General features: G+C 36.9%; 22 protein-coding genes. 5 read left to right on the plus strand and 17 right to left on the minus strand.

Annotated elements, in window-relative coordinates:
- Positions 1–703: 703 nt before the first annotated feature.
- From DZB84_RS18615 to DZB84_RS18645, 7 genes are all read right to left on the minus strand, one after another.
- Entirely contained in the window at positions 704–1,084 is a 381-nt protein-coding gene (locus DZB84_RS18615) for a DUF6262 family protein (protein WP_116353820.1), read from the minus strand.
- Entirely contained in the window at positions 1,077–3,164 is a 2,088-nt protein-coding gene (locus DZB84_RS18620; protein ID WP_116353821.1) for a tyrosine-type recombinase/integrase, read from the minus strand. The genes DZB84_RS18615 and DZB84_RS18620 overlap by 8 nt, the downstream gene beginning before the upstream one ends.
- A gap of 22 nt (positions 3,165–3,186) precedes the next feature.
- Entirely contained in the window at positions 3,187–4,308 is a 1,122-nt protein-coding gene (locus tag DZB84_RS18625) for a tyrosine-type recombinase/integrase (RefSeq protein ID WP_116353822.1), read from the minus strand.
- A gap of 137 nt (positions 4,309–4,445) precedes the next feature.
- Positions 4,446–5,087 carry an NAD(P)/FAD-dependent oxidoreductase gene (locus DZB84_RS18630; protein WP_116353823.1) on the minus strand — a complete coding sequence of 214 codons (642 nt, stop codon included), beginning with the start codon at positions 5,085–5,087 and terminating at the stop codon, positions 4,446–4,448.
- Positions 5,088–5,202: 115 nt separating this feature from the next.
- The gene (locus DZB84_RS18635; RefSeq protein WP_116353824.1) at positions 5,203–5,661 is read right to left on the minus strand and encodes a staygreen family protein; all 459 of its coding nucleotides are present in this window, start codon (positions 5,659–5,661) and stop codon (positions 5,203–5,205) included.
- Positions 5,662–5,816: 155 nt separating this feature from the next.
- Positions 5,817–6,557, minus strand: a complete 741-nt coding sequence (locus tag DZB84_RS18640; RefSeq protein ID WP_116353825.1) for an ABC transporter ATP-binding protein — start codon at positions 6,555–6,557, stop codon at positions 5,817–5,819.
- Positions 6,558–6,559: 2 nt separating this feature from the next.
- A complete protein-coding gene (locus DZB84_RS18645; RefSeq protein ID WP_116353826.1) occupies positions 6,560–7,627 on the minus strand; it encodes an ABC transporter permease in 1,068 nt (355 codons plus the stop codon).
- A gap of 260 nt (positions 7,628–7,887) precedes the next feature.
- Here DZB84_RS18645 and DZB84_RS18650 point away from each other — a divergent pair, with 260 nt between their 5' ends.
- A complete protein-coding gene (locus DZB84_RS18650; RefSeq protein WP_116353827.1) occupies positions 7,888–8,790 on the plus strand; it encodes a MerR family transcriptional regulator in 903 nt (300 codons plus the stop codon).
- A gap of 31 nt (positions 8,791–8,821) precedes the next feature.
- Here DZB84_RS18650 and DZB84_RS18655 read toward each other — a convergent pair whose 3' ends face one another.
- The 5 genes from DZB84_RS18655 to DZB84_RS18675 all read right to left on the minus strand — a co-directional run bounded on the left by DZB84_RS18655 (position 8,822) and on the right by DZB84_RS18675 (position 14,580).
- Complete coding sequence (locus DZB84_RS18655; RefSeq protein ID WP_116353828.1) at positions 8,822–10,210, minus strand: MBL fold metallo-hydrolase; 1,389 nt, start codon at positions 10,208–10,210, stop codon at positions 8,822–8,824.
- Between the two features lie 80 nt (positions 10,211–10,290).
- Positions 10,291–11,625, minus strand: coding sequence for an ABC transporter substrate-binding protein (locus DZB84_RS18660; RefSeq protein ID WP_116353829.1), 1,335 nt, complete (start codon positions 11,623–11,625; stop codon positions 10,291–10,293).
- A gap of 113 nt (positions 11,626–11,738) precedes the next feature.
- The gene (locus tag DZB84_RS18665) at positions 11,739–12,566 is read right to left on the minus strand and encodes a carbohydrate ABC transporter permease (protein WP_116353830.1); all 828 of its coding nucleotides are present in this window, start codon (positions 12,564–12,566) and stop codon (positions 11,739–11,741) included.
- A gap of 18 nt (positions 12,567–12,584) precedes the next feature.
- A complete protein-coding gene (locus DZB84_RS18670; protein WP_116353831.1) occupies positions 12,585–13,475 on the minus strand; it encodes a carbohydrate ABC transporter permease in 891 nt (296 codons plus the stop codon).
- Positions 13,450–14,580, minus strand: a complete 1,131-nt coding sequence (locus tag DZB84_RS18675; RefSeq protein ID WP_116353832.1) for an ABC transporter ATP-binding protein — start codon at positions 14,578–14,580, stop codon at positions 13,450–13,452. Before DZB84_RS18675 ends, DZB84_RS18670 begins: the two co-directional genes overlap by 26 nt.
- Positions 14,581–14,886: 306 nt before the next feature.
- Here DZB84_RS18675 and DZB84_RS18680 point away from each other — a divergent pair, with 306 nt between their 5' ends.
- Entirely contained in the window at positions 14,887–15,735 is an 849-nt protein-coding gene (locus tag DZB84_RS18680) for an MBL fold metallo-hydrolase (protein WP_116353833.1), read from the plus strand.
- Positions 15,736–15,797: 62 nt separating this feature from the next.
- Here DZB84_RS18680 and DZB84_RS18685 read toward each other — a convergent pair whose 3' ends face one another.
- Entirely contained in the window at positions 15,798–16,979 is a 1,182-nt protein-coding gene (locus DZB84_RS18685; RefSeq protein WP_116353834.1) for a NupC/NupG family nucleoside CNT transporter, read from the minus strand.
- 285 nt (positions 16,980–17,264) lie between these two features.
- On the opposite strand from DZB84_RS18685, the gene DZB84_RS18690 reads away from it, so the two are divergent.
- A complete protein-coding gene (locus DZB84_RS18690; RefSeq protein ID WP_116353835.1) occupies positions 17,265–17,990 on the plus strand; it encodes an RluA family pseudouridine synthase in 726 nt (241 codons plus the stop codon).
- A 91-nt stretch (positions 17,991–18,081) separates the two neighbouring features.
- On the opposite strand, the gene DZB84_RS18695 is transcribed toward DZB84_RS18690, so the two are convergent.
- The 3 genes from DZB84_RS18695 to DZB84_RS18705 form a co-directional block, all read right to left on the minus strand.
- Entirely contained in the window at positions 18,082–19,857 is a 1,776-nt protein-coding gene (locus DZB84_RS18695; protein ID WP_116353836.1) for a PhoX family protein, read from the minus strand.
- Positions 19,858–20,107: 250 nt separating this feature from the next.
- Positions 20,108–20,413 (minus strand): AzlD domain-containing protein, encoded by a 306-nt coding sequence (locus DZB84_RS18700; protein WP_116353837.1) that lies wholly within the window; start codon positions 20,411–20,413, stop codon positions 20,108–20,110.
- A complete protein-coding gene (locus tag DZB84_RS18705; protein WP_116353838.1) occupies positions 20,406–21,119 on the minus strand; it encodes an AzlC family ABC transporter permease in 714 nt (237 codons plus the stop codon). Before DZB84_RS18705 ends, DZB84_RS18700 begins: the two co-directional genes overlap by 8 nt.
- 266 nt (positions 21,120–21,385) lie before the next feature.
- Between DZB84_RS18705 and DZB84_RS18710 the strand changes: the two genes are divergently transcribed.
- Both DZB84_RS18710 and DZB84_RS18715 read left to right on the plus strand, forming a co-directional pair.
- Complete coding sequence (locus DZB84_RS18710; RefSeq protein WP_223254509.1) at positions 21,386–22,189, plus strand: fumarylacetoacetate hydrolase family protein; 804 nt, start codon at positions 21,386–21,388, stop codon at positions 22,187–22,189.
- Positions 22,190–22,373: 184 nt separating this feature from the next.
- Positions 22,374–22,871, plus strand: a complete 498-nt coding sequence (locus DZB84_RS18715; protein ID WP_116353839.1) for an LURP-one-related/scramblase family protein — start codon at positions 22,374–22,376, stop codon at positions 22,869–22,871.
- A 95-nt stretch (positions 22,872–22,966) separates the two neighbouring features.
- On the opposite strand, the gene DZB84_RS18720 is transcribed toward DZB84_RS18715, so the two are convergent.
- Positions 22,967–24,073, minus strand: a complete 1,107-nt coding sequence (locus DZB84_RS18720; protein WP_116353840.1) for a CdaR family transcriptional regulator — start codon at positions 24,071–24,073, stop codon at positions 22,967–22,969.
- Between the last annotated feature and the right edge of the window lie 29 nt (positions 24,074–24,102).

A 24,102-nucleotide genomic window follows, 5' to 3' on the forward strand; every position in this document is an offset into this window, starting at 1 on the left:
TGCATTTTAAAATTCATAGTAGGGCTTCCTCCTTAAGAGTCTGAGTTAGAGTGGTGTCTATACTCATATCTTACTGAGGGGCTTTATTTTTTTCAAACCTGATATATAACGATCTACAGGAATGCTATTCTGCAACGTTAGTTCAATAAATTCAGCAAAAAGGTGCGTAATCCTTCTTAGATCAACGCACCCTTTACTTTAAGTAAATTTCTTCAAAGACTTTATTTTTATGACAGGAATGCTTCCCCTTAATTTAAAAGGTAGGGTAAAGAAAAAAATAAAATGAAGAGAACCAAAGTATAAATTACTCTTATCTTGTTAGTCTTCCAAAGGTTTAACAACCTTTTTAAAGAAAGTAAAAGTAAAAAGATTGCGGCCACATTTGAAAGCATATAGTATTTACTAATTAAACCAGCAAAAAAGACAAAAAGACTTAATATGAATAGAAGTTCTTTTAAAATGGATACGGGATTATTTTTTAATTCATTTTTTATAACTCTGTAATCCTTTACCAATACATATAAGAATGGAACCACAATAACTAAAAATATTATTACCCAGAGCATATTTCCTCCACCCCTTTATTGATGAAAAACAAAAATATTATTTATATAAGACTAATATTCTGTTAATGGTTAATTTAATCCTTCTTCCACTAACCTGCTTCGTTAGTTGAAAAAGAAGGGGAGAACGTTGTTCTCCCTCATAACTTTTTGTAAACATCTGCATAAGCAACTTTCAGCTGCTCCCTTAATTGCTTGTTTTCCTGTTCTAGCTTTTGATTTTTTCTTTTTAGGGATGCAATGAGGGCATCCTTGTTGCTTTCATTCATTTCCCGTTTCACTTGCTTCGGGGTGGGTACTTGCGATTGTTGGTTTCTTAATTTTTCAATTCTCGAACGGAAGTCCTCGTTGTTATACAACGTTGCTTTTGCAATGCGGGCTTCCTTTGATACGCTGTTAAAATTAATACTTTCATTTGCTTTTAAAAGCCTTTTGATTGCTCCGTCCACTTTTAGAGCCGTATTTGCTTTACGGCTCTCGTGGATTTTTTTCAACTGTTCTTTTCGATCATAATTAGACATTTGCCAAACCCTGCTTTCTTTTAATGCGGTCCAAGCGTCCAAAAATAATTTTGCCGGATTGGATGGTGTTTAAGATATTTTGATATCGATCCAAGTTCTTTTTGTTCTTTTCAGCAATATCTTGACGACCACGTTGTTCTAGCGCTTCAATAGTCCTAGAGGAAGTCTTTACAAGCAGCTCATATTTTTGGATGTCTAATTCAGAAAATCCTATTGCGAGATCCTTACAAGGGCTACCGCCATTACATGTAAGACACGGAGGCTCTTCTGCATGTGGGCAATTTCCATTGATTCTAGCGTGGCAAGTTCCGTAAGGATTGTCAACAGCACTTAACTTTTGTTCACGCCACAAGACTTCTAAAATATCCACAGGAATTTCTTCATTTGGCTTGATTTGTTTCATTTCTCCGTTCAGATCAAAACTAAACAAGCCTTGCTTCATTGCTTCTTCGAACACTTTTCTCTTGGTTGTGTCTAATAATCTTGCGTAAACGAGCGTCATTTCAGGAGAGGAATGTGCCAATAACTGCTGAACTGTAAAGATATCTGCGCCACTATTTAACATTTTAACAGCGTAGGTGTGCCTAAATTGGTGCATTCTGAAATGATATATATCTCCTTTTTCATCAACAATTTTTTTCTCTTTCGCCAATGAATTAAGTCTTTCACCAATCCAATCGGCAGAGTACGGTCTTCCCTTTCGGACACCTCGATAGCGAACAAATATGTAGTTTTGCGGATTGTTTTCTTCGTTACTGTTTTCCTTTGAATTCTTAATTAATACCGCAATTACATCTGCCAATTCATCATCTATTGGTATCGAATGATCTTTTAAATATGTTTTGGTCACGTCTGAAACAAGTTGGTATTTTCCATTAATTCTTAACAAACAATCTTGTGTCAGCCTCAAGGTATCAGACACCCTTAATCCTGTCTTGAAGCTTATCCATATGATAGGCTGAACTTCCTCGTGGAGGTAATTAATATTGTCAAAGAGTTGTTGTAAAACAGAATCAGGAATATAGTCTACTTTTTTTGACTTCTTTTTTCTTTTAGGACGGTCATATCTGAAAATGATGGTTCTGATATCTTTTTTAGGTGCTAAAGGTGAATCGATCGTCTGTAAACCTTCAAGAAATTTATTTGCCGAAGAAATGGCTTTTGTAACGTATTCATTAGAATGCGATACTCTTTGCCTTTCGGCATTTTCTTTATGTAATTGGTCCAAATATTTTTCAAAATGAGATCGTGAAAGTTCATTAAGATTTTTCCATGTGGGTTCTAATTTAAAGATAAAATCCAGAAACTTTGGAATGCTGACCATATAATTAACGGCTGTACCCCAGGTTAAGTCATTTGAAAGAAGGCGCATTTTCAGCCATTTTTGTATTTCAAAACGGAAAGGGATTTGTTTCACAACTGTAAAATCTAGCTTCACATGACTACGAGCATGATTATAATAAATCCCGTATTTCTGGTTTAGATTACGCACATCCCAAACTTCTTTTTCCCATTCATCCCGAAAATCAAGTAGTTTTGATAAATCATTATAAACACTTATAAGAAACTTTGTTACAGGTCGTTTAACGGGATGCTCATACCTTTTATCCTTAGTATGTGTACCGATTCCCTTTTCCTGAAGCCACATCATCCACCTTTTATTAGCTTTTTCGATGTCAAGATCTAAAATAGAATTTAATCTCGGAAATTTTTCCTCCAGAAAAAGTCCTAACTGTTTTAAATTATAATTTCCTTGAACAAATAAAGTGTTAATAGTCCAATTATCATCGAACATTTTCCTGAAGACGAAATATTTCATTTCTAGTAGAATTTGAGGATTACTGAACCTAAAAATAACGTTCGTTCGATTAAATTTTTTGTTTGCGATCGCATCTTTAAAATTTTCGATTGTGGCAAGTTTTTCAATACTCCATGTATCATTCAATAAAAAATATGGGTCATTAACAGCACGATTAGTTAATCCCTCTTTGGTTTTCACCTTTTCATTATAAAAGGAAAGTTCTTTCGTCAATCGCTGATAGAACGAATCCTCAGATTCTTCTTGTTCATTTAGGTTCATTTCATTTCTCCCCATTGCTATATTATTTGCTGCTGATTTGAAACGCTGACTGAGCCTTTTCCCAGTTGTTTCGAATATCTTCTTCGGAAGGATGAAGATAAAAATTCATAGTCGTTTGGATTTGGCTATGCCCTATACGCTCTTGCACCTGTTTGATGTCGCCAGTTTGTCTGTAGTACATGGTTGCGTGAGTATGCCTAAGAAGGTGTGGGTGGACTTTGAATTTTACTTTTTTCCGTAGCCGTTTGAATAGAGCAGAAACATCTTGATAATTCATTGGGTGTCCAATATTTTTCCCCTTTAATTTTACAAAGACAAAATTCGTATCAATATCAAGATCGTCAATCACTTCATAAAGATAATCGTCTAATAGGTCCATAAGTGATTGCGAGACATAAATTTCCCTTTCACCAGTTTTTAGCTTGGCACCATTTTCAAGCTCACCACGGTCAACGAGCTTAATCCTATGACCGCCCTTATGATCAAATACAAAATCCTCAATAAAGAGCGAAAGTAATTCTCCAATTCGTAAGCCCGTCTCATATAGAGTGTGTATTAACAACTTATCCCTAATATTCGTTGCTACATTATAGAGTATTTCAACTTCCATTTTTGACAACACTTTTAACTTTACTTTCTTCTTCTTCACCTTCAGGACGTTTTTATGCGATGGACTATTTTGATTAACATGGTAGAGGAAATCTCTATATGCCCTCTTTGCCCCTTTAAACAATTGTTCTTTCGTGACTAAATCAACCATGGCTTTATCTAGCTCTTCATTTCGATATAAATAATCATAAAAACCATTTACAGCTGTAAGAATTAGATTGATAGTGTTTTCCTTTTTTCTCGCTTCAGTTGGTTGAAGTGGAACTGCTTTATTTATTCCGTATGGATTGCGAAGCCATGCAATAAAGTCCACCAAATCTTCTAATCTTACATCTTTATATCCTAGATTTACATCCTCTAGGAATATAAAATACTCCTTCAATGCATAACAGTACGTTTTTTGAGTATTTGGGCTTTTCCCCCGTGTATCTAGGTATTTTATGTATTTCATCACTGAAAGGACTGGCATCCCTTTGTCATCCAGTAACATGTATCTTTTCATATTGTTTTCCAATATGACTTCCTGAACTTTCATCTATGTCCCCCCCTGAACCGACATATTATACATATTGAACCTATTTTTTAAAATCTGTTTAATAATTACAATATGTAAAAAAATAATAGAATAGGTTTATATATTATACTAATTGGTCTACTATTATTATAGTATAGTTAATCATAATGGTGACCGTTCATTTCTGTATGTTCATATACACGGATTCCTTTTTTGGTGGAGTAATCCAACAAAGCATGGGTGAATCGGAAAGGGTTGATTTCTGCATCATTGTACGAATAAATAGCGGCATCTCTGCTAAAAGGATATTTTGCTTCAATATCTTCCTTTGTTAAAAAAGAAAGTTCACAATTATTCTGCTTTAAAAATTCATATTCTTTTTTTAGGCTTTCCACGTCTTCTGTACAGCTAGCAGAATAAAGAGTATCTCTTCTGTTGAATTCACAATCAATTGAGACATTTTTTGAGGATGCTTCAATGTCATTAATGGCCTCTTTTAGTAGGTGTAAATGCCTCTTTATGTAATTTTCTCCAAAGGTATTGATCAGATCTGTAAACATTTTTTCACCGGAGTATTGAATGAGAGCTGTATTCGTACTAGTGCTACCGCTGCCAACTTTTGATTTTTCAATTACAACCACATCTAAATTAGTATCAGCAAGATAATATGCACACTGTGCCCCGGAACTTCCACCTCCAATAATTAATACATCACAAGATAGGTCTTCTTCCAATGCTGGGTATGAGGGAGCATCAGGAAAAGTAACAGGCCAATAATATGTTCCAGATTGTAAATTCATTGATATCACCCCAGGTATAAAAAGTATAAAGTTAATATACCCAAGCTTATTTTTTACATGCCAAAATGACACTCGGACTTAAGGGTCAGCCGTATGGGAATGGACCATTTTGTGATTAAATATAGCTGTTAAAATTCTGGAAGGTACCCCAATTTTCCTGTCTTGCAAACTGTGGATACGTGGACATAAAGGTAATAATGATGGGAACTTGGTCTAAATGAGGGAATGAGTTGAAAAATTCTCGATCGCCATAGCGAATTGCTGTTAATGCAAGTGGTAATTCACGTCTAAATATTTCATTTCGTTTTGCTGCTACATTCTGGTTAAATTGTCCTTGATCGATATATACATAAACACAATAAAAAAAGGAACTTCCACTTTGCCTCCATTCGCCTAATACCTCATCTCTCATTGAATTGATTTTATTCCAGGCATAATCAAATCCAATGGTTAAAAATAGGTCTCCTGTTAAATCAGAGTGTGTTAGTGTGTAACGTCTTGGTATAACAGGATGCGTAGAGGTAACACCATCCATATATTCAACAGATAATTTTTCAGGATAAAAAGTGCTCAAGTAATCAACTCCCATCTTTTTTAATAGATATATGTCTTAATCCTAAAAAGATTTAAGTTTTTTGTCATTATAAACAAAAATAGCTCTACGCATAGGGTAGAGCTACTTTTTAGTTCTGAATCAAAGATGGTTATGAAAGGAAAATTACCTTTTTATCACCCCTCTGATTGAAGTACAGGATCCATTCTCTCTTCGAATGAAACTTGCGGCCTTTTCACATGTTTCTCGATTGCAGTGGAAAGGACACCATCCGTCATTTTATAAACTTTGTCACAATAACTTACGAGCCGAATATCGTGGGTTACCACAATAGTCGTTGTATTTTTCTGCTTTGTTACCTCTTTTAATAGACCCATAACTTCATAGGCTCGGTCTGAGTCGAGGGAGGCTGTCGGCTCATCAGCCAAAATAATTGAAGGATTGCTATACAGAGCCTTCGCGATAGCTACACGCTGGCGCTCCCCACCGGATAAGTCGGAGGGATATTTCATGAGTAAGTCATCAATACCTAAGTCTTCGTATAGTTGATTTCGCTCCTGTTTTGTCATATTACCTTTTTTCACTTTGTCCAACAGTTTCAATTGATTGGCTACGGTGAGAAAGGGAACTAAGTTGGACGCTTGTAAAACAAATCCGATTTCCTTAAGTCGAATTTGTGAGCGTGCTTTTTCGTTCAAAGCGGTTAGGTTTTGCCCATTGATGATGACATCACCTGAAGTAGGTGATAATAACCCGCCAACAATAGTAAGAAAGGTACTTTTTCCAGACCCTGATGGTCCAATGATAGCAATCAATTCACCTCGGTTAGCATGAAAATCCGTTTCCTTTAAGGCTTCTACCATCTTATGACCACTACCAAAACTTTTCTTTACTTGATGTAACTCTAATACGGCCATGTTTATCCTCCTATCGCTTTCAGTGGATCAATTCGAACAATCGTCAAGACTGAGAAAACGGCACCGGCAGTTGCAACAATTATTAGGATTAGCCCATAAAATATCATTAAGGCGAGATCAAATGAAACAGGAACAGCTGCTGGTAAAAAGGCTCCTGAAAGAAGTGTTAAGACAAATCCGAGCAATGTCCCGATAAACGCTAAAATAAAGGTTTGTGCAACAACGGACCACGATAAATAAGAACTGGAAATACCTTGAGCTTTCATGACCCCGAACAAACTGATCTTCTGCACGGTTAACACATACAAGAAAATGGCTACGATGATGGATGAAATCCCGAAGAGAAAGTAAATCATGAAATTTAAGGTGAGTTTCTGTTCCGTATAACCAGGTAAATTTTCAATGAATGATTGAATTTCGATGGTCTCCAGGTCAGTATTTTGGGTGAGATTTGTAATAGACTCATCCTGAACAACAATCCCGTTAATTTGATCTATTTTCTGATCAGCTCCTTCACCGAATTTAATTTGGTGGAAGGTTTCAAGATTGGAATATAGAACAGGTGCAGCATTAAATCGAGCTTGATCTGTAAATCCAACGATGGTTAACAGTTGGTCACTGGAGGATAGGGATAATTGATCACCTAAATTGAATCCCATTTCTTTAAGAAAATCGTCGGCAATAACCTCATTGGTTCTTTCAAAAGGTTTTCCTTCCGTCACATCTGGCATCAGAAATTCTTCTTTTTTAATACCAAAGAGAGATATATTTTGCTTGTTTTCCCCGTTGTTGGCAATCGCGTTTAGTTGACCAATTACAGCCGTTTTTTTCGCCTCAATGTCTTTAAGTTGCTCGGTGGACATGAATGATTGGTATAAGCTTTTATCTGATTCCTCGGTTAGGATAATAGCAGTTGCATTCCATTTATCAACGGCTTCCCTATTTAGACTAGCGAGACCAGTGGCAAGTCCAGAGAGAAAAAATACAAGATAAGAAACAAGCATTAAAATTCCTGTAATTAAGGTGAAGCGAAGTTTATTTTTTTTTATTTCCTGCCATGCTAAGAACACCATTTCACTCCCTTTCTCTAATAACATATTAGATTTATATTTTATTTCATTATTAACTAAGACAACTCGCTTTGTCAAATGTTTGTATAATTATATTTTATAAACATTATACATTAATGGGAGTGTTTGATCATCATGAAGGAGATCCTTCAACTTAAATGTTTGTACAATGTTATCTGGACAACATTGTACAAGCTGAAAGCATTGGTTATACTTAACATATCTACAGGACTCGACAAGGTATTAAGGGGATGAACGGAATGATTCAATCAGATGAAAAAGGGTTATTTACCATTCAACAAGTTGCAGATATGACCGGATTATCGAAACAAGTGATTAGGAAATGGGAAGAACGTTATGGGATTATTCAACCGAAGCGTTTAGAGAATGGTTATAGAATATATAGTCAACAGGATGTAAAAATGCTTTTAAAAATCAAATTACTTTCGGAACAAGGTCACTCGCTAAAACAAGCGGCTCTTCTTGTAAAAGAGTTTTCTGAAGAACCTGAAGTACCAATGAAAGAGGAAAAATTACCTAATTACGAGCAGTGGAATGAGTATGTCCTCCAGCTTCTAGAAAAAGGTAGGCACTGTGATGAAATAGAATTAACGTATATTTTAAAACAAGCATACCATCATGTAGGGTTAGAGCGCTTTTTAACAAATATCGTGGTTCCTTTTTTAAAAGAGGTAGGGAAAAAGTGGGAGAACCATGAGTGGGATGAATATCAGGAATCTGTATCGAGTCTAGTTGTAAGAGACTTCTTAGTTCAGATTAGACGAAATTATCAATATCGGGAAGATGCACCATTCGTTCTCGGAGCATGTCTGCCTTATGAACATCATGAAGTACCCCTGCATCTGACCTTATTGCAGTTCATGATGAAAGGGTGGAAAACCCAATTAATCGGGGCATCTCCAGCTCCAGGAGCAATAGAATCATTGGTAAGCAAATTAAAGCCAGATGTGGTTTTGTTGTCCGCTACAACCACAATACCTTTTGAAACGGATCCTCATCTTCTAGAAAGATTGGAGCAATTTGCTAAAAAGCAAAAGGATATAGCCTTCTACCTTGGTGGCCAAGGGGCAGTCACCTATCTTGCTGATTATAAACCACGGGCTATTATTGTAACGAATTCCATTGCAGACATTTTAAAATAGAACATAGAAGCCGCGCAGTGGCGGCTTCATTTTATTGCTCCATTATTTTTCCTTCACTTAAAAGGTAGGTCTTGCCATATTGAGGTAATAGCTGCACTCCATTTTTCGGCTTCAATCTTTCTGGATAAAAGCTGTGAAGCGGGATAAGTGTTGCTGGATCCAGTTCATCGACAATGTATTTTAAATGTTGCGGAATCGCATGTCCGCCAGTTCCAATCGCTACTCGTTCAAGTCCAATGAGCTGCAATACCCGTTCCAGGTTTTGAAATGCAGGATCAAATGAACCTAATGGTACTCCATTTGAGTGAAGATAAATGCCATTCTCTACATTCAAATCAAAAAGATCCAGGGAACGATCATAGGAATTTTGAACAAGGTACTGCTCTGGATTTTGGTTAATCTCCTTATATGAAATCGTAGAAATCTTATTAAATAATTGAGCTTGCCATTTCGGAACAGGGGATTGTCTCATTTCTTCGGATTGAAACACGAGGAAATTTTGTGCTCCTAAATGGTTTAATGCGATTTGGGCAGTCTCAGCTTCTAACACAACTTTTCGACCAGATTCAACTCCAGCTTGTAAGATCCCGCGTATGCGATCAATATTTCGGTGGTAGATATTAAAAATACCTATACCATTGGTTGCTTTTAATACCTCAGCCATTTTGGATGGAATCCTTGTTTCTGTAACCACATCTTCGGGAAGTTCCTTGTTAGCAACAAGCGCTTCTTCAGGTAATTCTTCTTCGCTAGATAAAGTGGTTCCTTCCATAATCACAGCATCGAATCCGATTTCCTTTGCTTTCAGAATAAACGATCGAATCCGCTCTGGATGTGCACCATGAATTCTCAAATCTCCAGTATAAAGGATAGATCCATCAGGTGTTTGAATATGAAAGGCACAAGCGCCTAAAATATCATGGTCAACTTGAATTGGTGTAATCGTAATTTTACCGACTGAAAAAGGCCGATTGGACGTACAAGATTGAAAATCCCGATTTCCTTGTACTCTCTCACCAATTAATTCCAACGTTTGATATAAACTTAAGGAGTCCTCTGTCATGTATACAGGGATGGAGGGGGCAATCAATCCCATTGCTCCCATATGGTCTAAATGTAAATGGGAAATAAGAATAGCTGTATTGCCATGATAGGTATCAGCCGAAATAAGAGTTGTATGATCGGGAAGGTCTTCTTTGCTGTATATTCCATCAATACTTGGAATAAGACCAAGTTTTAAATAGTCCCTCACAACTGAGCTTTTCCTTAACTTGATTTGTCCATCAAATATATGATTTTGGGGATTGTATACAAGTCCGAAGTCAAAGATGATCCGAGAATCACCATATTGCAAAGAGATGATGGTTCCGCCGATTGTTCTTAGACCACCATAAAAAGTAAGAGTTGTTTTATGAGTCATGCCATTTCCACCTTTTATAAAATAAAATTGAAGGAACCGGTACTTCCAGGCTCCTTCATGTTAAACGTCAAAACTATCTATTACTGACCAAGCTCTCTTTTGGCAGCGTCTTCTGCATTTGTTAAGCCTTCTTCAACAGAAATTTCACCAAGTAGTACTCGATCAAGCTCTTTTGCCACAGCATTTTTTAAAGCATAAGCTCCTTTAATACGAGGATCATAGAAACCTGCATCAAATTGTTGTTCACCTACACCATATTCAGGGTTTTCAGCAATGTATGCTTTCCATTCTTCGCTTTCTAAAGCAGAATAACGAATAGGTAGGTAACCAGATTGCATTGCCCAATAAGTTGTATTTTCAGTGTTAATTAAGAATTTAATATATTCCCAAGCAGCAAATTTTTCTTCATCGGTTGCAGATGCGAAAACAGATACGTTTGTTCCTGCAAATGGAGTAGCTGCTTTTTTACCTTCGGGTAATACAGTTGCCGCCCAGTTTATTCCGTTTTCCTCAGCAGGGGCAGCTACATAAGGAATACCAGCAGAAGATCCAATATAAAGGCCTACATCTCCACGTGCAAATGGTTCAGACATATATCCATCTTCACCAGCTGTACGTGCAATACCATCTTCAATCATTCCGTAAACAAATTCTAATGCTTCTTTTCCTTCAGGGGAATTCATCATAAATTTCTCTGATTCCTCATCGAAATAGACACCACCAGCTTGATGAACCCACTGGTTAAACTCTAGAGTTACAGAGTTTTCTAAGCCAAGCCCGATTACATTCTTTCCATCTTTTTCGCCTGTTAATTTTTCAGCTACTGAATAAAGCTCGTCCCAAGTAGTTGGAGGTTCAACACCAGCATCTTCTAAGTAATCCACATTGTAGAACATAATACGAGTACTTTTGTTAAAAGGCATTCCGTAATATTTGCCATCCCAAACATTCATTTCACGGAAAACTTCAACAATATCATTTAATTCATCATCACTGAAACCAACTTCAGGATGGGTTATATATGGAGTTAAGTCTGCTACTAGATCATTTTCAAGATACTCAGTAATCCAGTCTTCATAAGCTTGAGTTAATACAGGAAGATTCTTCGCTTTCGCTGCAGCCATATTTTTTGTAGACAAGTCACCATAGCTACCTTGATTGACTAGTTTAACAGTAATCATTTCTTGAGACTCATTAAAATCATTTGTGATTTTTTCTAATGCTTTTTCATGTCCACCACTCATAGCATGCCAGAATTCAATTTCAACTGGCTCATCTAATGAAGTTACAAGACCCTCTGTTGCATTTTTATTTTCAGCTTCTTTGCTATCTGTGTTTGTTTTTTCTCCATCGCTACATGCCATTAATGTCACCGCTAAAATTAAAAAAAGCATTGTTAGTAAGAATTTTTTCAAAATCGTTTCCTCCTATAAATCAACATAATATTTTTTATTCGTATGAAATTGAGTAGGGCCCATGATAGATGACTAGATTCGTGAGTATCACCTCCTTAAAGGATGAGACCTGGTTAGCCTTTAATTCCAGCTTTCGCAACACCTTCAATAATGTACTTCTGCAGGATGATATAAAGGATAATCATCGGTAGAATAATCATGGTTGATGCAGCCATTAATAATTCATAAATTGTTCCTGCTTCTGTACTAAAGGAGGTAAGTCCAACAGGAAGAGTTCGCATTTCTTTTGATTGAGTCACAATTAATGGCCAAAGGAATGCATTCCAGCTTCCAATTGCTTTTAATAATACAATGGTAATGAGAGCGGGTTTCGCTAATGGCACCATAATCGTCCACAGAAATCGAAAATCACGACAGCCATCAATTTTTGCTGCATAAGACAATTCTTTAGGTATTCCCAAAAAGAATTGACGTAATAAAAAGATAGAGAAGATACTAGCAAGCCAGGGAACTATCAGTGCTTCATATTGGTCAATCCAACCGAGATTCGATAGAGTTACATAGTTTGGAATTAACAGTACTTCCCCTGGAACCATCATAGTCCCGAGCAAGATAGCAAATATAAAATCGCGTCCATAAAAATTCACTCGTGAAAATGCATAGGCTGCAAGGATTGTCGTTAATAATTCTCCAATTGTTGATAGTACCGTTACAATGGCACTATTGATGATATATCTAACAAAAGGAGCCATTTCAAAGGCCTCTGCATAGTTTTCCCATTTGAAATCCTCTGGAATCCAAATAGGAGGCATTGCTGTTACCTCACCGGAAGACTTTAAGGATGTACTAAGCATCCAAATAAATGGTAATAGCATTAATAAGCTTCCAAGAATCAATAAGAGATAGATAAAACCTTTTGAAAGTGCTGCTTTTCCCTGCATTTTTCTTTCCCCCTCCAATCAGTAAGTCACCCTGCGTTTTCCAATGTATAATTGGATAAGGGTAAAGATGAATATGATGATAAATAAAACATAGGCGGCTGCAGAGGCAATACCAAATTCCCACTCGTTATAAAACTTTTCATAAATATAGTAAACGAGCGTTTGGGCACTATAAGCTGGACCGGGTTTACCGTCAAACAAAGCAAAGATTTCATCAAACACTTTAAAGTTATTGATAATCGCCACAATCGAAACAAAGAATGTTGTAGGTGATAAAAGTGGCACAGTAATATGTAAAAATCGTTTAAAAGGTTTGGCACCATCAATTTGAGCTGCTAAATAATACTGCTTGTCTATATTCTGCAAGCCTGCTAAGAAGATAATGATGTTATAGCCTAATCCTTTCCAAATACTCATGATGATCAGTGCAGGCATTGCCCATTGTGGATCGGTTAACCATTTAATAGGTTCAATATTTAAGAAACTAAGAAAATAGTTCATTAACCCATATTCTGTATGGTAGATCCAGCGCCAAACGATAGAGACAGCTACCACAGAGGTGACGAACGGAATAAAGTAAATAGATCGAAATAAACCTCTTAATTTAATATTGGAGTTTAGTAGAATCGCAATACCTAGCGATATTAATATGGATAGAGGAACTACACCAAGGACGAAAATAAAGGTATTTTTAATCGCTGTCCAAAATTCCTTATCCTGAAAAATATATGTAAAATTTGCAAACCCATATTCTTTTACAATGTCATTAAAGTAGTCATAGTCTGTATAAAAACTCATTAAAAAGGATTTAATAATTGGATAAAAATTAAAAACACCTAAAATGACGAGTGCTGGTGCTAAATATAGGAGAGCTTTAAATGTACTAAATAATGTTGGTCTTTGATTCAATCAAAAGCCCTCCTTGTAAAGGAATGACATTTAGATTTACTTCAGATTGAGCATCAAATAAGTGGAATCGGTTATTTCGAACGGATAGATCCACATGGTCACCAGCCTGAATTTCAAATTCTGGATTAATTAAGGCACGGATTGAGTGTTCACCTATAATTGCACTTAATAATGTATCCCGCCCAATTCGTTCAACCATTTCTACTTTTGCTTTTAGAGAAAAAGTTGCGTTATGAGCCCCGATTAACCAATCTTCAGCACGCACACCTAGAATCATCTTGTTTGAAGTAGAAAGTTCTGTATTCAAACGCAGGTCACTTGTAAAAGACTCGTCCGATTTTTCAACTGTGAAAATAGATCGTTCCTGATTATATGAGACTGGAATCATGTTAATAGGGGGGCTTCCCATAAACTTTCCAACAAAAGCATTGACCGGATGATCATACATTTCTTGTGGTGGACTATATTGTTGATATTTTCCATCCTTCATTAATAAAATTCGGTCAGAGATGCTCATAGCTTCTTCCTGGTCATGTGTAACAAAAATTGTTGTAATACCGACTTCCTGCTGAATTCGGCGAATTTCTTCACGCATTTCTAAACGTAAGCGTGCATCAAGGTTTGAAAGGGGCTCATCTAAAAGTAATAATGATGGCTTTTTAACAAGGGCACGTGCAATCGCTACACGCTGTTGCTGTCCGCCAGAAAGTTGTTTTGGTTTACGGTCGAGTAGATGATCGATTTGAACAAGCTTTGCCATTTCAATAGCTCTTTCTTCGGCTTCCTTTGTTGGTACTTTTGTCATCTTTAAAGGAAACATGATATTTTTAAGCACTGTCATATGCGGATAAAGTGCATAATTTTGAAAGACCATACCAATCCCGCGGTTTTCCGGTTCAATGTTATTTACTAATTTATCACCGAAATATAGCTCACCCGAAGTTGGCTTATATAAACCTGCTAACATGAATAATGTTGTACTTTTACCGCAGCCACTTGGTCCAAGAAGACAAACTAATTCACCTTCATTAATCGAGACATTTAAATGGTCAACTGCGGTCACATCATCGAATTTCATGGATATATCTTTTAACTCTAGTTTCAAGGTGTAACCTCCCCAATAAAATGTAATACCAAAGTCAACATTTTCATTCTAAAGGTACTCTTTTAACCTGCTGTAAATAATTTGTAAAAATATTGTTTGTTATCTTAATATTCCAGACACACAGAGATAATTTGGGTGGAATAAAAAAGTATTTTGAACGATTAGCAATAAGTTTGTGAAAACAACCTTTAAAAAATCACACAAGAGCCGTACTATAAGTAAATGCGGTTTTTTCGCTTTTTGAGAAAAGAGTAATTAACCGCGATTTGACGAAAGATAGTGATAAAAGAAAGGAGTCACCCCGTTATGCACTCAATAAACAAGATAGGAAAGAGTTTTTGGTATATCACGCCAATATCTGAGACCGACCGGCCCATTTTAGGGATGGTGGTTGGAAATAACAAGACATTAATGATTGATGCAGGTAACTCGGAAGACCATGCCCATTATTTTATGAAAGAAACGTTGAAAAATGAGGTAGGGCATCCTGATATGGTTGTTCTTACTCATTGGCATTGGGATCATATCTTTGGCCTTTCAGCTTTACCAAATACAGTTTCAATTGCTTCTACAAAAACAAAAGAGGAAATGGAGAAACTCATTCCGCTTTCATGGTCGGACGAGGCTATAGATGAACGAGTTAAAGAAGGAACTGAAATTGAATTTTGTGCGAGGGCTATTAAGAATGAATATACAGATCACCGAGATATCAAGATTGTCTTACCGGATATAACCATAGAAAAACGAGCGGAAATTGACCTTGGTGGGGTAACTTGTGTAGTTCAACACGTTGGGGGAGATCACGCAGCCGACTCGGTCATTGTGTATATCAAAGAAGAAAAAATTCTATTTTTGGGTGATTGTATATATCCTGATATTTTTTCGGAAAAGGATAACTATACAATCAAGACAACTCTTGCGCTTTTAGATGAGTTAGAATCATTTGATGCAGATACATATATCCCTTCTCACCAAAGGCCGATTTCAAAAGATGAATATAATCAGGAAGTCGCAAAGCTTAGAACCGTTGCGAAATATACAGATATGTTCGGTGGTGATAAATCGAAAATCATAGAGGAATACGAAAAGCACGTAAAAAGGGAACTGACAGAAGACGAAAGGGAAACCATTGATAACTTTGTTAATGGGTATTAATGTATTCCTTAAATAGCTAGATTAAACATAGAACCCACTACTTAAGTAGTGGGTTCCATTTTTTATAAAACTAAACTAACGATGATACCTGATAGGATACTTACAAGTGTGGCACCATATAATAGCTTCAGCCCGAAACTTGCGACGACATTTCCTTGCTCTTCGTTCAAGCTTTTTACCGCCCCGGTAATAATCCCGATGGATGAGAAGTTGGCAAAGGATACCAAGAATACAGAAAGAATCCCAAGGGTGCGGGAACTAAAGTTATGATTACCTCCGGATAAATCCAACATCGCGACAAATTCATTCGTCACGAGTTTAGTCGCCATAATTCCCCCGGCATTAACGGCCTCTGATAAAGGAATTCCCATAATGAGGGCAATTGGAGCAAAAATATAACCTAAAATTTGCTGAAAGGATATATTAAATATGAGCTCAAACACGTGATTGATTCCCGCCATTAGTGCAATGAACCCGATTAACATGGCCCCGACGATAATGGCAACCTTAAAACCATCAAGGATGTATTCCCCGAGCATTTCAAAAAATGATTGCCTTCTAGATTCCTGTATCTCTAACATATCTTCATTTGGTTGTACCTCATACGGATTAATAATAGAAGCTATGATAAAACCACCAAATAAATTTAATGCTAAAGCTGTGACAACATATTTTGGTTCAAGCATTGTCATATAGGCACCCACTATGGATATGGATACAGTCGACATCGCTGAAGCACAAAGAGTATACAAACGCTGTTTTGAAAGAAGGCCGAGTTGTTTTTTTAATGTAATGAAAACCTCGGATTGTCCCACCATTAACGAAGCCACTGCGTTATATGATTCAAGGGTCCCCATCCCATTCACTTTACTTAATAGCCATCCAATTCCCTTCATAAGAAGCGGTAGAATTCTCAGATGCTGGAGAATCCCAATTAAGACAGAAATAAATATAATTGGCAACAATACAGTTAAAAAGAAGGGAGCCTCTCCTTCGTTTGCCATGCCGCCAAATACAAAGGAAATCCCTTCGCCTGCATATTCAAGCAGTTTGTTAAAAACATTTGAAATGGCTGTGATAAGGATAAATCCAAATTCTGTATTTAATAGGAACACGGATAAAATGATTTGAATAACAAGCATTGTGATAATAGGTTTAATTTTCACCTTTTTTCGATTGGAGCTTGCTAGCCAAGCTAAAAATAAGACAACAAGAATACCTAAAATTGAAATAACATATTGCATATGTAACCTCCTGATGATTTAAACATGATGTATATGCTTCCAGTATCGTTTCCGCTCGCATAGCAACCTCTATTTTTATGATTGCAATGGATATTTTGCCCTTATTTTAGAAAAAGTACCCAGACATCATTCTTTAGAATGATAAAAAAATATGGACAAGGTTTACGGTCACCACAATATCTGAAAACATAGGATAACATTAAAAAGGGAATGTAGGCAATTGGCGAATATTTCTTACAAAGATGGTATGATAGATGAAATATGCCTTAAGGAGAAGAGAATTCTATGAAAATTCCCATTTTGTATGAGGATAATCATCTGCTTTTGGTAGAAAAGCCAATTAATATTCCTGTACAAGAAGATAGTAGTGGAGACCTTGATTTGTTAACGATGCTAAGAAACGATATAAAAATACGCTACCAAAAGCCTGGTAATGTATATTTGGGACTCATACATCGTTTAGACCGTCCCGTTGGAGGTGCCATGGTGTTTGCAAAAACGTCTAAGGCGGCTTCTAGATTATCGGATATGTTTCGCAGACATGTGATTGAACGAAATTATTTTGCAGTTGTTCATGGATCCCTAAAGAAGAAAAGGGGGCAGCTTGTACATTATCTTCATAAGGATCATCGGAAGAATAAGGTATTCGTTGTCCCTTCTACTCATCCCAACGCTAAAAAAGCAGTGCTAGATTACGAGGTTATGGAATCGAAAAAAGGATTTAGTCTACTTTCTGTGAATCTTCACACGGGGAGACCTCATCAAATCCGAATTCAGTTATCAACTATAGGTAATCCAATCTTTGGGGATCAAAAGTATGGAGGGCATCTAAAGAGGTCAGGCCAGCAACTTGCGCTTTGGGCCCATTCGCTTTATTTCGAGCATCCTGTTAGGAACGAACCGATAGGGGTTTATTCGTTACCACCAAGTCGTTATCCATGGGATCTATGGTCGATCATTGCAAATAGAGGTGAAAACTTCAAATCTAAAAAAAATCCTGCCTTTTATTGACTTGGTTGGAGTTTTTTAATTTATAGCTGCAAAATCAAAATCCGCCCAAGCACTTGCGAGGGCGGATTTTTACTTCCATATGAGAAATAAATTATTTGTTTTTTCCAGGTTTTATTTTTTCTCCGACATTAGGAAGATCAATATATCCAATGTTTCCTGGATTTTGAGAACTGACCATGAGGTAATTTTCCCCATTTAAATCGTTTATGGCTTGTAGGCCAGTTACTTCACCGCCATCCGGAGCTGAAATAATCCTTTCAAGTTCTTTCGTATCAATATTATAAGCCCAGCCAAAGTTATTGGTATGCATGCCACTATCTTCTGCAATAAACAGAGTTCTTAATTCTTCATCATATACAATATTGTCCGGATTCGCCATCTTATCTGGATGTGCTGTATTCCCATCAGCATCTGGAGATGGGAGATCTTCACCGTTCAACATCCCATGCATATCAGTAACAACATAATCACTATTTATGGAATTTCCATTCATATCCTTTTGGTTAGCTGCAATATTCATTTGATAGATTGTACCTGCGCTTAATTTTGGCAAGCGGATATCATCAACAGGGTCATTCGGTTTTTCTAACATCCCACCTTCTACATAGGACATTGCCATATAAATCTTGTTATCAGCTTTATTAAACGTTAGTGTTTCCATTTTATTAAACTCAGATGTTGCATCAAGAATGGCACCATAACGACGAGACTCCAAGAATGCCGCGGCTTTTTCCATACCTGGTTTAACTTTTAAGTATTCTTCGCCAACAGTTGTTTTGATATGAGAAAATCCATTTGCCTCAGCATAGGCGGGATCGTCTGTCGCTTCAAAAATGTCACTGAAGGTTAAAGTTCGGGATAGATCTTTCACTTCTTCATCTGTTGCATGTCCCAATTCAATCCATTCAAATTCACCAGCACCACCATTTTCAGCACTGGTTTGATTAAATTTAGCAGCGTATAGCGTACCAGCGGATAAATCTCCAGCTTTGTCTGCAATATACATGAATGGCATTACATAACCACCGTCATCACCGTAATAAACCGTACGATTATCTGGAGCAACGGCTACATTTTCAAAGGATAAGCGACCCATGCTGTAGTGTTTTACAGCTTCTGCTTTACCATTTGGGGATACTGTAATTTCAGTCGTGTGGCCGTAAAGGTATGGATTTCCTACAGCATTTGCATCTTGATAATAGTTACGTGCAAATTGTGTGACTTTAGAGTTTTCTGGATTTTTTTCATGTGCACGTGCATCCGGTTCGTATTCTTCACTGCCTAAATGAGTATTCCAAGGGGAAAGAACGCCCGCACAAGGTGTCCATACTCCACCATCAGCAGAAAAATCAATTGGTTCAATATCCGTTATTTTCAATTCACCCGTTTCCTTATTTTGAACGACAGTATTTAAGTAAACGGCTTTTGGCATTTCACCGATTTCATTTTTTGGCATACTTTCAAAATGGTTGATTAAATATAATTTTCCACTCTTTCCGTTTACACTTAACAGGGAATTCATATCTGGTGCAGTAGAAAAAATTGGGCTTCCATCGGCACGTGTAATAGCGTTACCGTTAACATCCACGGCACCCCCAACAATTTTTCCATTAATGACTTCACCTGGCTTAGCTAAGGAGTGATAGTCTAATTCCATCGTTTTTTGGGAGCCATCTGATAATGTCACGAGGGCTTTAGCATGCGTATGCATAGTTGATTTTTCCTCTTGTGTTTTAGGTGCCTCCATACCTATAAAATCAACCTTTGTAACCTCAAGTGGTTTATTTGGTTGTGCAAATACGTTTGCTGCAGTCGGGAATAGAAGTGCTGCACTTAAAACGGGAATGACTAGCTTTTTCTTATTCATTGACTATTTCCTCCTAAAATTTTTGATATATGGCCTGTACAAATTAATGATAGGATTCAAATGTTAAGGAAATGTGCATTTATTATTAATAATATTTAAAATATTTTGGTTATTTAGTCCTAGTTCAATTAGCGTGCATTACTGAAGAGGAGAGTTGCATATAGGTAAAAAGGAGTAGAACAATGCAAAAAACCATATCTCATCCTTCAAATATGTAGGAGGTGATATGGTTTTGAATAAAATCTCTTACCTAATACAAAAGCAGTTCGATTAAAAAAACCGATAAACAGGCCAATAACGCGACACTCACTAGGCTTGCCCCCCGGTAGGCAAAAAGAATGGCTACAATAAAGCCAACTAGCGCAGACCATGTCGATTCTGTTGCGTCTAAAATGGCCGGAAAAACCATCACAGCCAATGTCACAAATGGAACATAGTATAAAAACGATCGGATATAAACATTCTTGATTTCTTTTCTGACAAGGGTAAGTGGAAGCACCCTAATGAGATACGTCACAACGGCCATTACCAAAATATAAAAAATAGCATTATTCATACGTATCCTCCTTTACCGGAAAGGCAAACGCTGCAATACCTGCAATTAAAATCGTTAAGATAATAATTTTCACACCGGATGAGATGGATTCAAGAAACGGCAACTCAGCGAATAGTAGACTTAGTACCATCGATATGACAATCAATCCGGTAAGGACTTTATTCCCTTTTGCCGGAGGGACAATAACAGCAATCAGCATTCCGAACAGGGCAATACTTAGGGCACTAATTAATCTTGGTGGTAGTATATTGCCAGAAATAACTCCAAATAATGTACCCAGTGCCCAACCTGGGACCGCAGCACTCATCACGCCATAAGCGTAATAAGGACTTAACCTTCCAGGAACCGCAACCGTCACCCCGAAGACCTCATCTGTAATCCCATATGCCATGATTGAACGATGGAAAAAGGATGTGTTTGGGTCAATCTTTTGGGATAAGGCAAACGACATTAGAAAATACCTAGAGTTGATAATTAACTGTGTGATAGCAATTTCGACGACTGTTGCAGCACCGGCAATTAACGAAAGTCCAGCAAACTGTCCAGCTGATGTTAAATTTGTTACGGACATCAAGACGGCTTCAAACGGATTTAGCCCGGCTTGCTCGGCAAGAATGCCAAAGGTAAACGAAACCGCAAAATAACCGATTGCAATGGGAATTCCATTTTTCAACCCACTTGTCCATTCTTTTATGTTTGTTTTCATTTTTCTTTCCTCCAACGATGATCAAACAATATGATGTCAATAGATAGGTTTGGTACCTTTTCTATTAAAATGATTCTAGCATACGTTTGCTAGAAATGCCTTTTAGTAAAACTCTACTTTTTGTGAACAATATGTACAAAATAGTATTTAATTACCGAAAATAACTTTATTAAGGAAACGTTTTCATTTTAAGGTATTTTGGTTACTATTAGAGAGAGGTACGGACTAGTTTAGTAGAGTAAATGAAAAAATTAGGTGGTACAAGTATGAAAATGAAGTTATTGCAAAAAACGCAGACGATCGTTCGTTATCAGAGTCAAAATAACCAAGTATATTATGGGATTGTAGAAGATGACGAAATTTTACAGTTATCGAGTAATTTTAATGACATGATAAACGATAAGTTCAAATTTGATGGCGTAAAAGTTAAAGTTAAAGATGTGAAAATACTAGAGCCTGTTACACCCCAAAAGGTTATCAATTTTGGATGGACATATGCACAACATGCAGAGGAGACCGGGGGTACGGCTAATCTCAAAGAACCATTTTTATTTCTAAAACCTACATCTTCCCTGATTCCAAATGAGGGGGAAATCATTCTTCCCCCAACACACTTAACGAAGCAGGTGGAAATGGAGGGCGAACTGGCACTCATTATAGGGAAACGTGGGAAAAATATTAAGGAAGATGAAGCGTTGGATTTTGTTTTTGGCTATACCATATTTAATGATGTAACGGCTCGGGATCTAACAAAAAAGGATCCCCAATTTACACGAGGCAAAGGTTTTGACACATTTGGACCTTTGGGTCCTTGGATTGTGACAGGAGTAGATCCAACTAATTTAAACATAGTTACAACGTTAAACGGGGAAGTGGTACAAGAAGGCAATACAAATCAGATGTCTTTGTCCATTCCTTATCTTATCAGTTGGATTTCGAATGTGATGACTCTGGAGCCAGGCGATGTAATAGCTACTGGTTCACCTTCAGGAAGCTGCCCAATGAAATCAGGAGACATAGTTACTGTTGAGGTTGAGCATATCGGCAAACTGCGTAATTATGTAAAATAGTTTGATCATTTAAAAGTTGAATGAATCAGGGTCTGGTATGCAACCATAGTTGCATGCCCTTTTTTCGGTAGGAAGGTATTCGAGGAAAACATGTAGAACATATAAAGATGTACTGATTCATATCGTAAGATAATTTTATAATAGAAAGTAGTAGGTAATTCCGAAAATGAGAGAGGAGGATTGGATGAAACAACTGTATATAAAACAAAAGGTATTTAGTTTAAGTGGCAAGTTTACGGTTAAAGATCAGCAGGAGAAGGATGTCTATTATGTAGAGGGAAGCTTTATGAAAGTTCCTAAGACCTTCTCCATTATGAATACAAAACGAGATGAAGTTGCACTCATTACGAAAAAAGTATTTAGCTGGTTACCCAATTTTTTCGTTGAGGTGAATGGTCGGGAAGTGTTAACAATTAAAAAAGAGTTTTCCTTCTTTAAAGCACGTTATACGATTGATGCTGCAGGGATTGAAGTACATGGCAATTGGTGGGATATGGATTTTCAGGTTTTACAGCATGGGGAAGTTGTCGGCAAAGTGAGCAAAGAGTGGTTTACATGGGGTGATAGCTACAAGGTTGAAATCTTAAATGAAGAGGTGGAAGCCATCATCATTGCAATCGTTGTCGCCATTGATTGTGTGAAAGCTGACCAAGCAGCTGCTTCCTCGGCAGCAACGACTTAACGATGGAAAAAGGATATGAAGGATTAAAAAGATGTATTCGTTACACTAATTAATACAATTACTATGATTCTTTTAACAGCTAGTTCTCTACCTCCTCAATTCGGTGGAGAACTAGCTCTTTTATGTAACCAAATGGCCATTTGTAATGCGAAGGCATCGTTAAAGTTTTGCGGATCATATCCGCTTTCTGTTTTGATTTTATTCAGACGGTAAATTAAAGTGTTGCGATGAATGTAAAGTTTTTTTGCCGCTTCCTTTATATTAAAATTAGAGTCAAAGAATGCTTGGAGCGTGTCTAAATGATTATTAAGATCACCTTCGCCCTGTAGTATTCTTTTGCAAAACGGTTCAGCTAGCTTCGGGTGAATTTGGTGAACGAGTGCCTCAGGTTCGATGTCTAGATAAGAAATTACTTTATGTTCAGATTTACTTATGGCTAAGGCCATTTCACATTCACAAAAACCTTGGTTAATGATAAGAAGATGATCAATATGTGAAGAGTATGCCAAACGAGCATGAACCTGCATTCTTTCAAATTCTTTATGAAGGTTTGTTAACTTCTTTTTTGCTTCCTCATGAGAAACCTCAGATAAAATCAACAGCAATTTGTTAACATGTACAAATCCTGCTAGCACCTTTCCTTTACCAATCACTTCTTCCGTGTTTTTAATAAGCAAGTGACTTGAAAAAGAATAATCAACGATCTCGATTAAGCTAATGACGAAAGGACCCTTTAGCTTCATTTGAAGTAGACTAAGCCAGCGTTCAATATTACTTGTGTTCGGTTCTTCCTTTAATAGTTCTTCGATAATCATTTCTTTTGTTCTTTGGCGCCACTCCGTCTGTGAAGCCATATAAGCTTGCTTAATTAAAAGTTCTGCCATCATTTTTACAAGACCACCACGATCACCTATCATCCTTGGTTTTCCAGTAATACCAATGACTCCAACAACCTCATCATGAAAATGAATCGGTAAATTTATTCCTTGTTGTGTTCCACGAAGTTGCCCTTGATTTTCGGATGTAATTTCAAGTAGTTGTCCGGTTTTAACAACTTCTAAAGCACCTTCATGGATTGAATTCAGACGAGAGGGGTCACCCGTTGCAATAATGACTCCTTCTTCATTCATTATATTAATATTTAAATTCATAACTTTGGATGTTTCCTTTACAAGCATCTCAGCAATTTCCCGCGTGATCATTGAATTCTCCTTTTGGTTATTGCGCACAA

Source organism: Bacillus sp. HNG (genome assembly GCF_003400205.1).
In the GTDB taxonomy this organism is placed as follows: Bacteria; Bacillota; Bacilli; order Bacillales; family Bacillaceae_L; genus Ferdinandcohnia.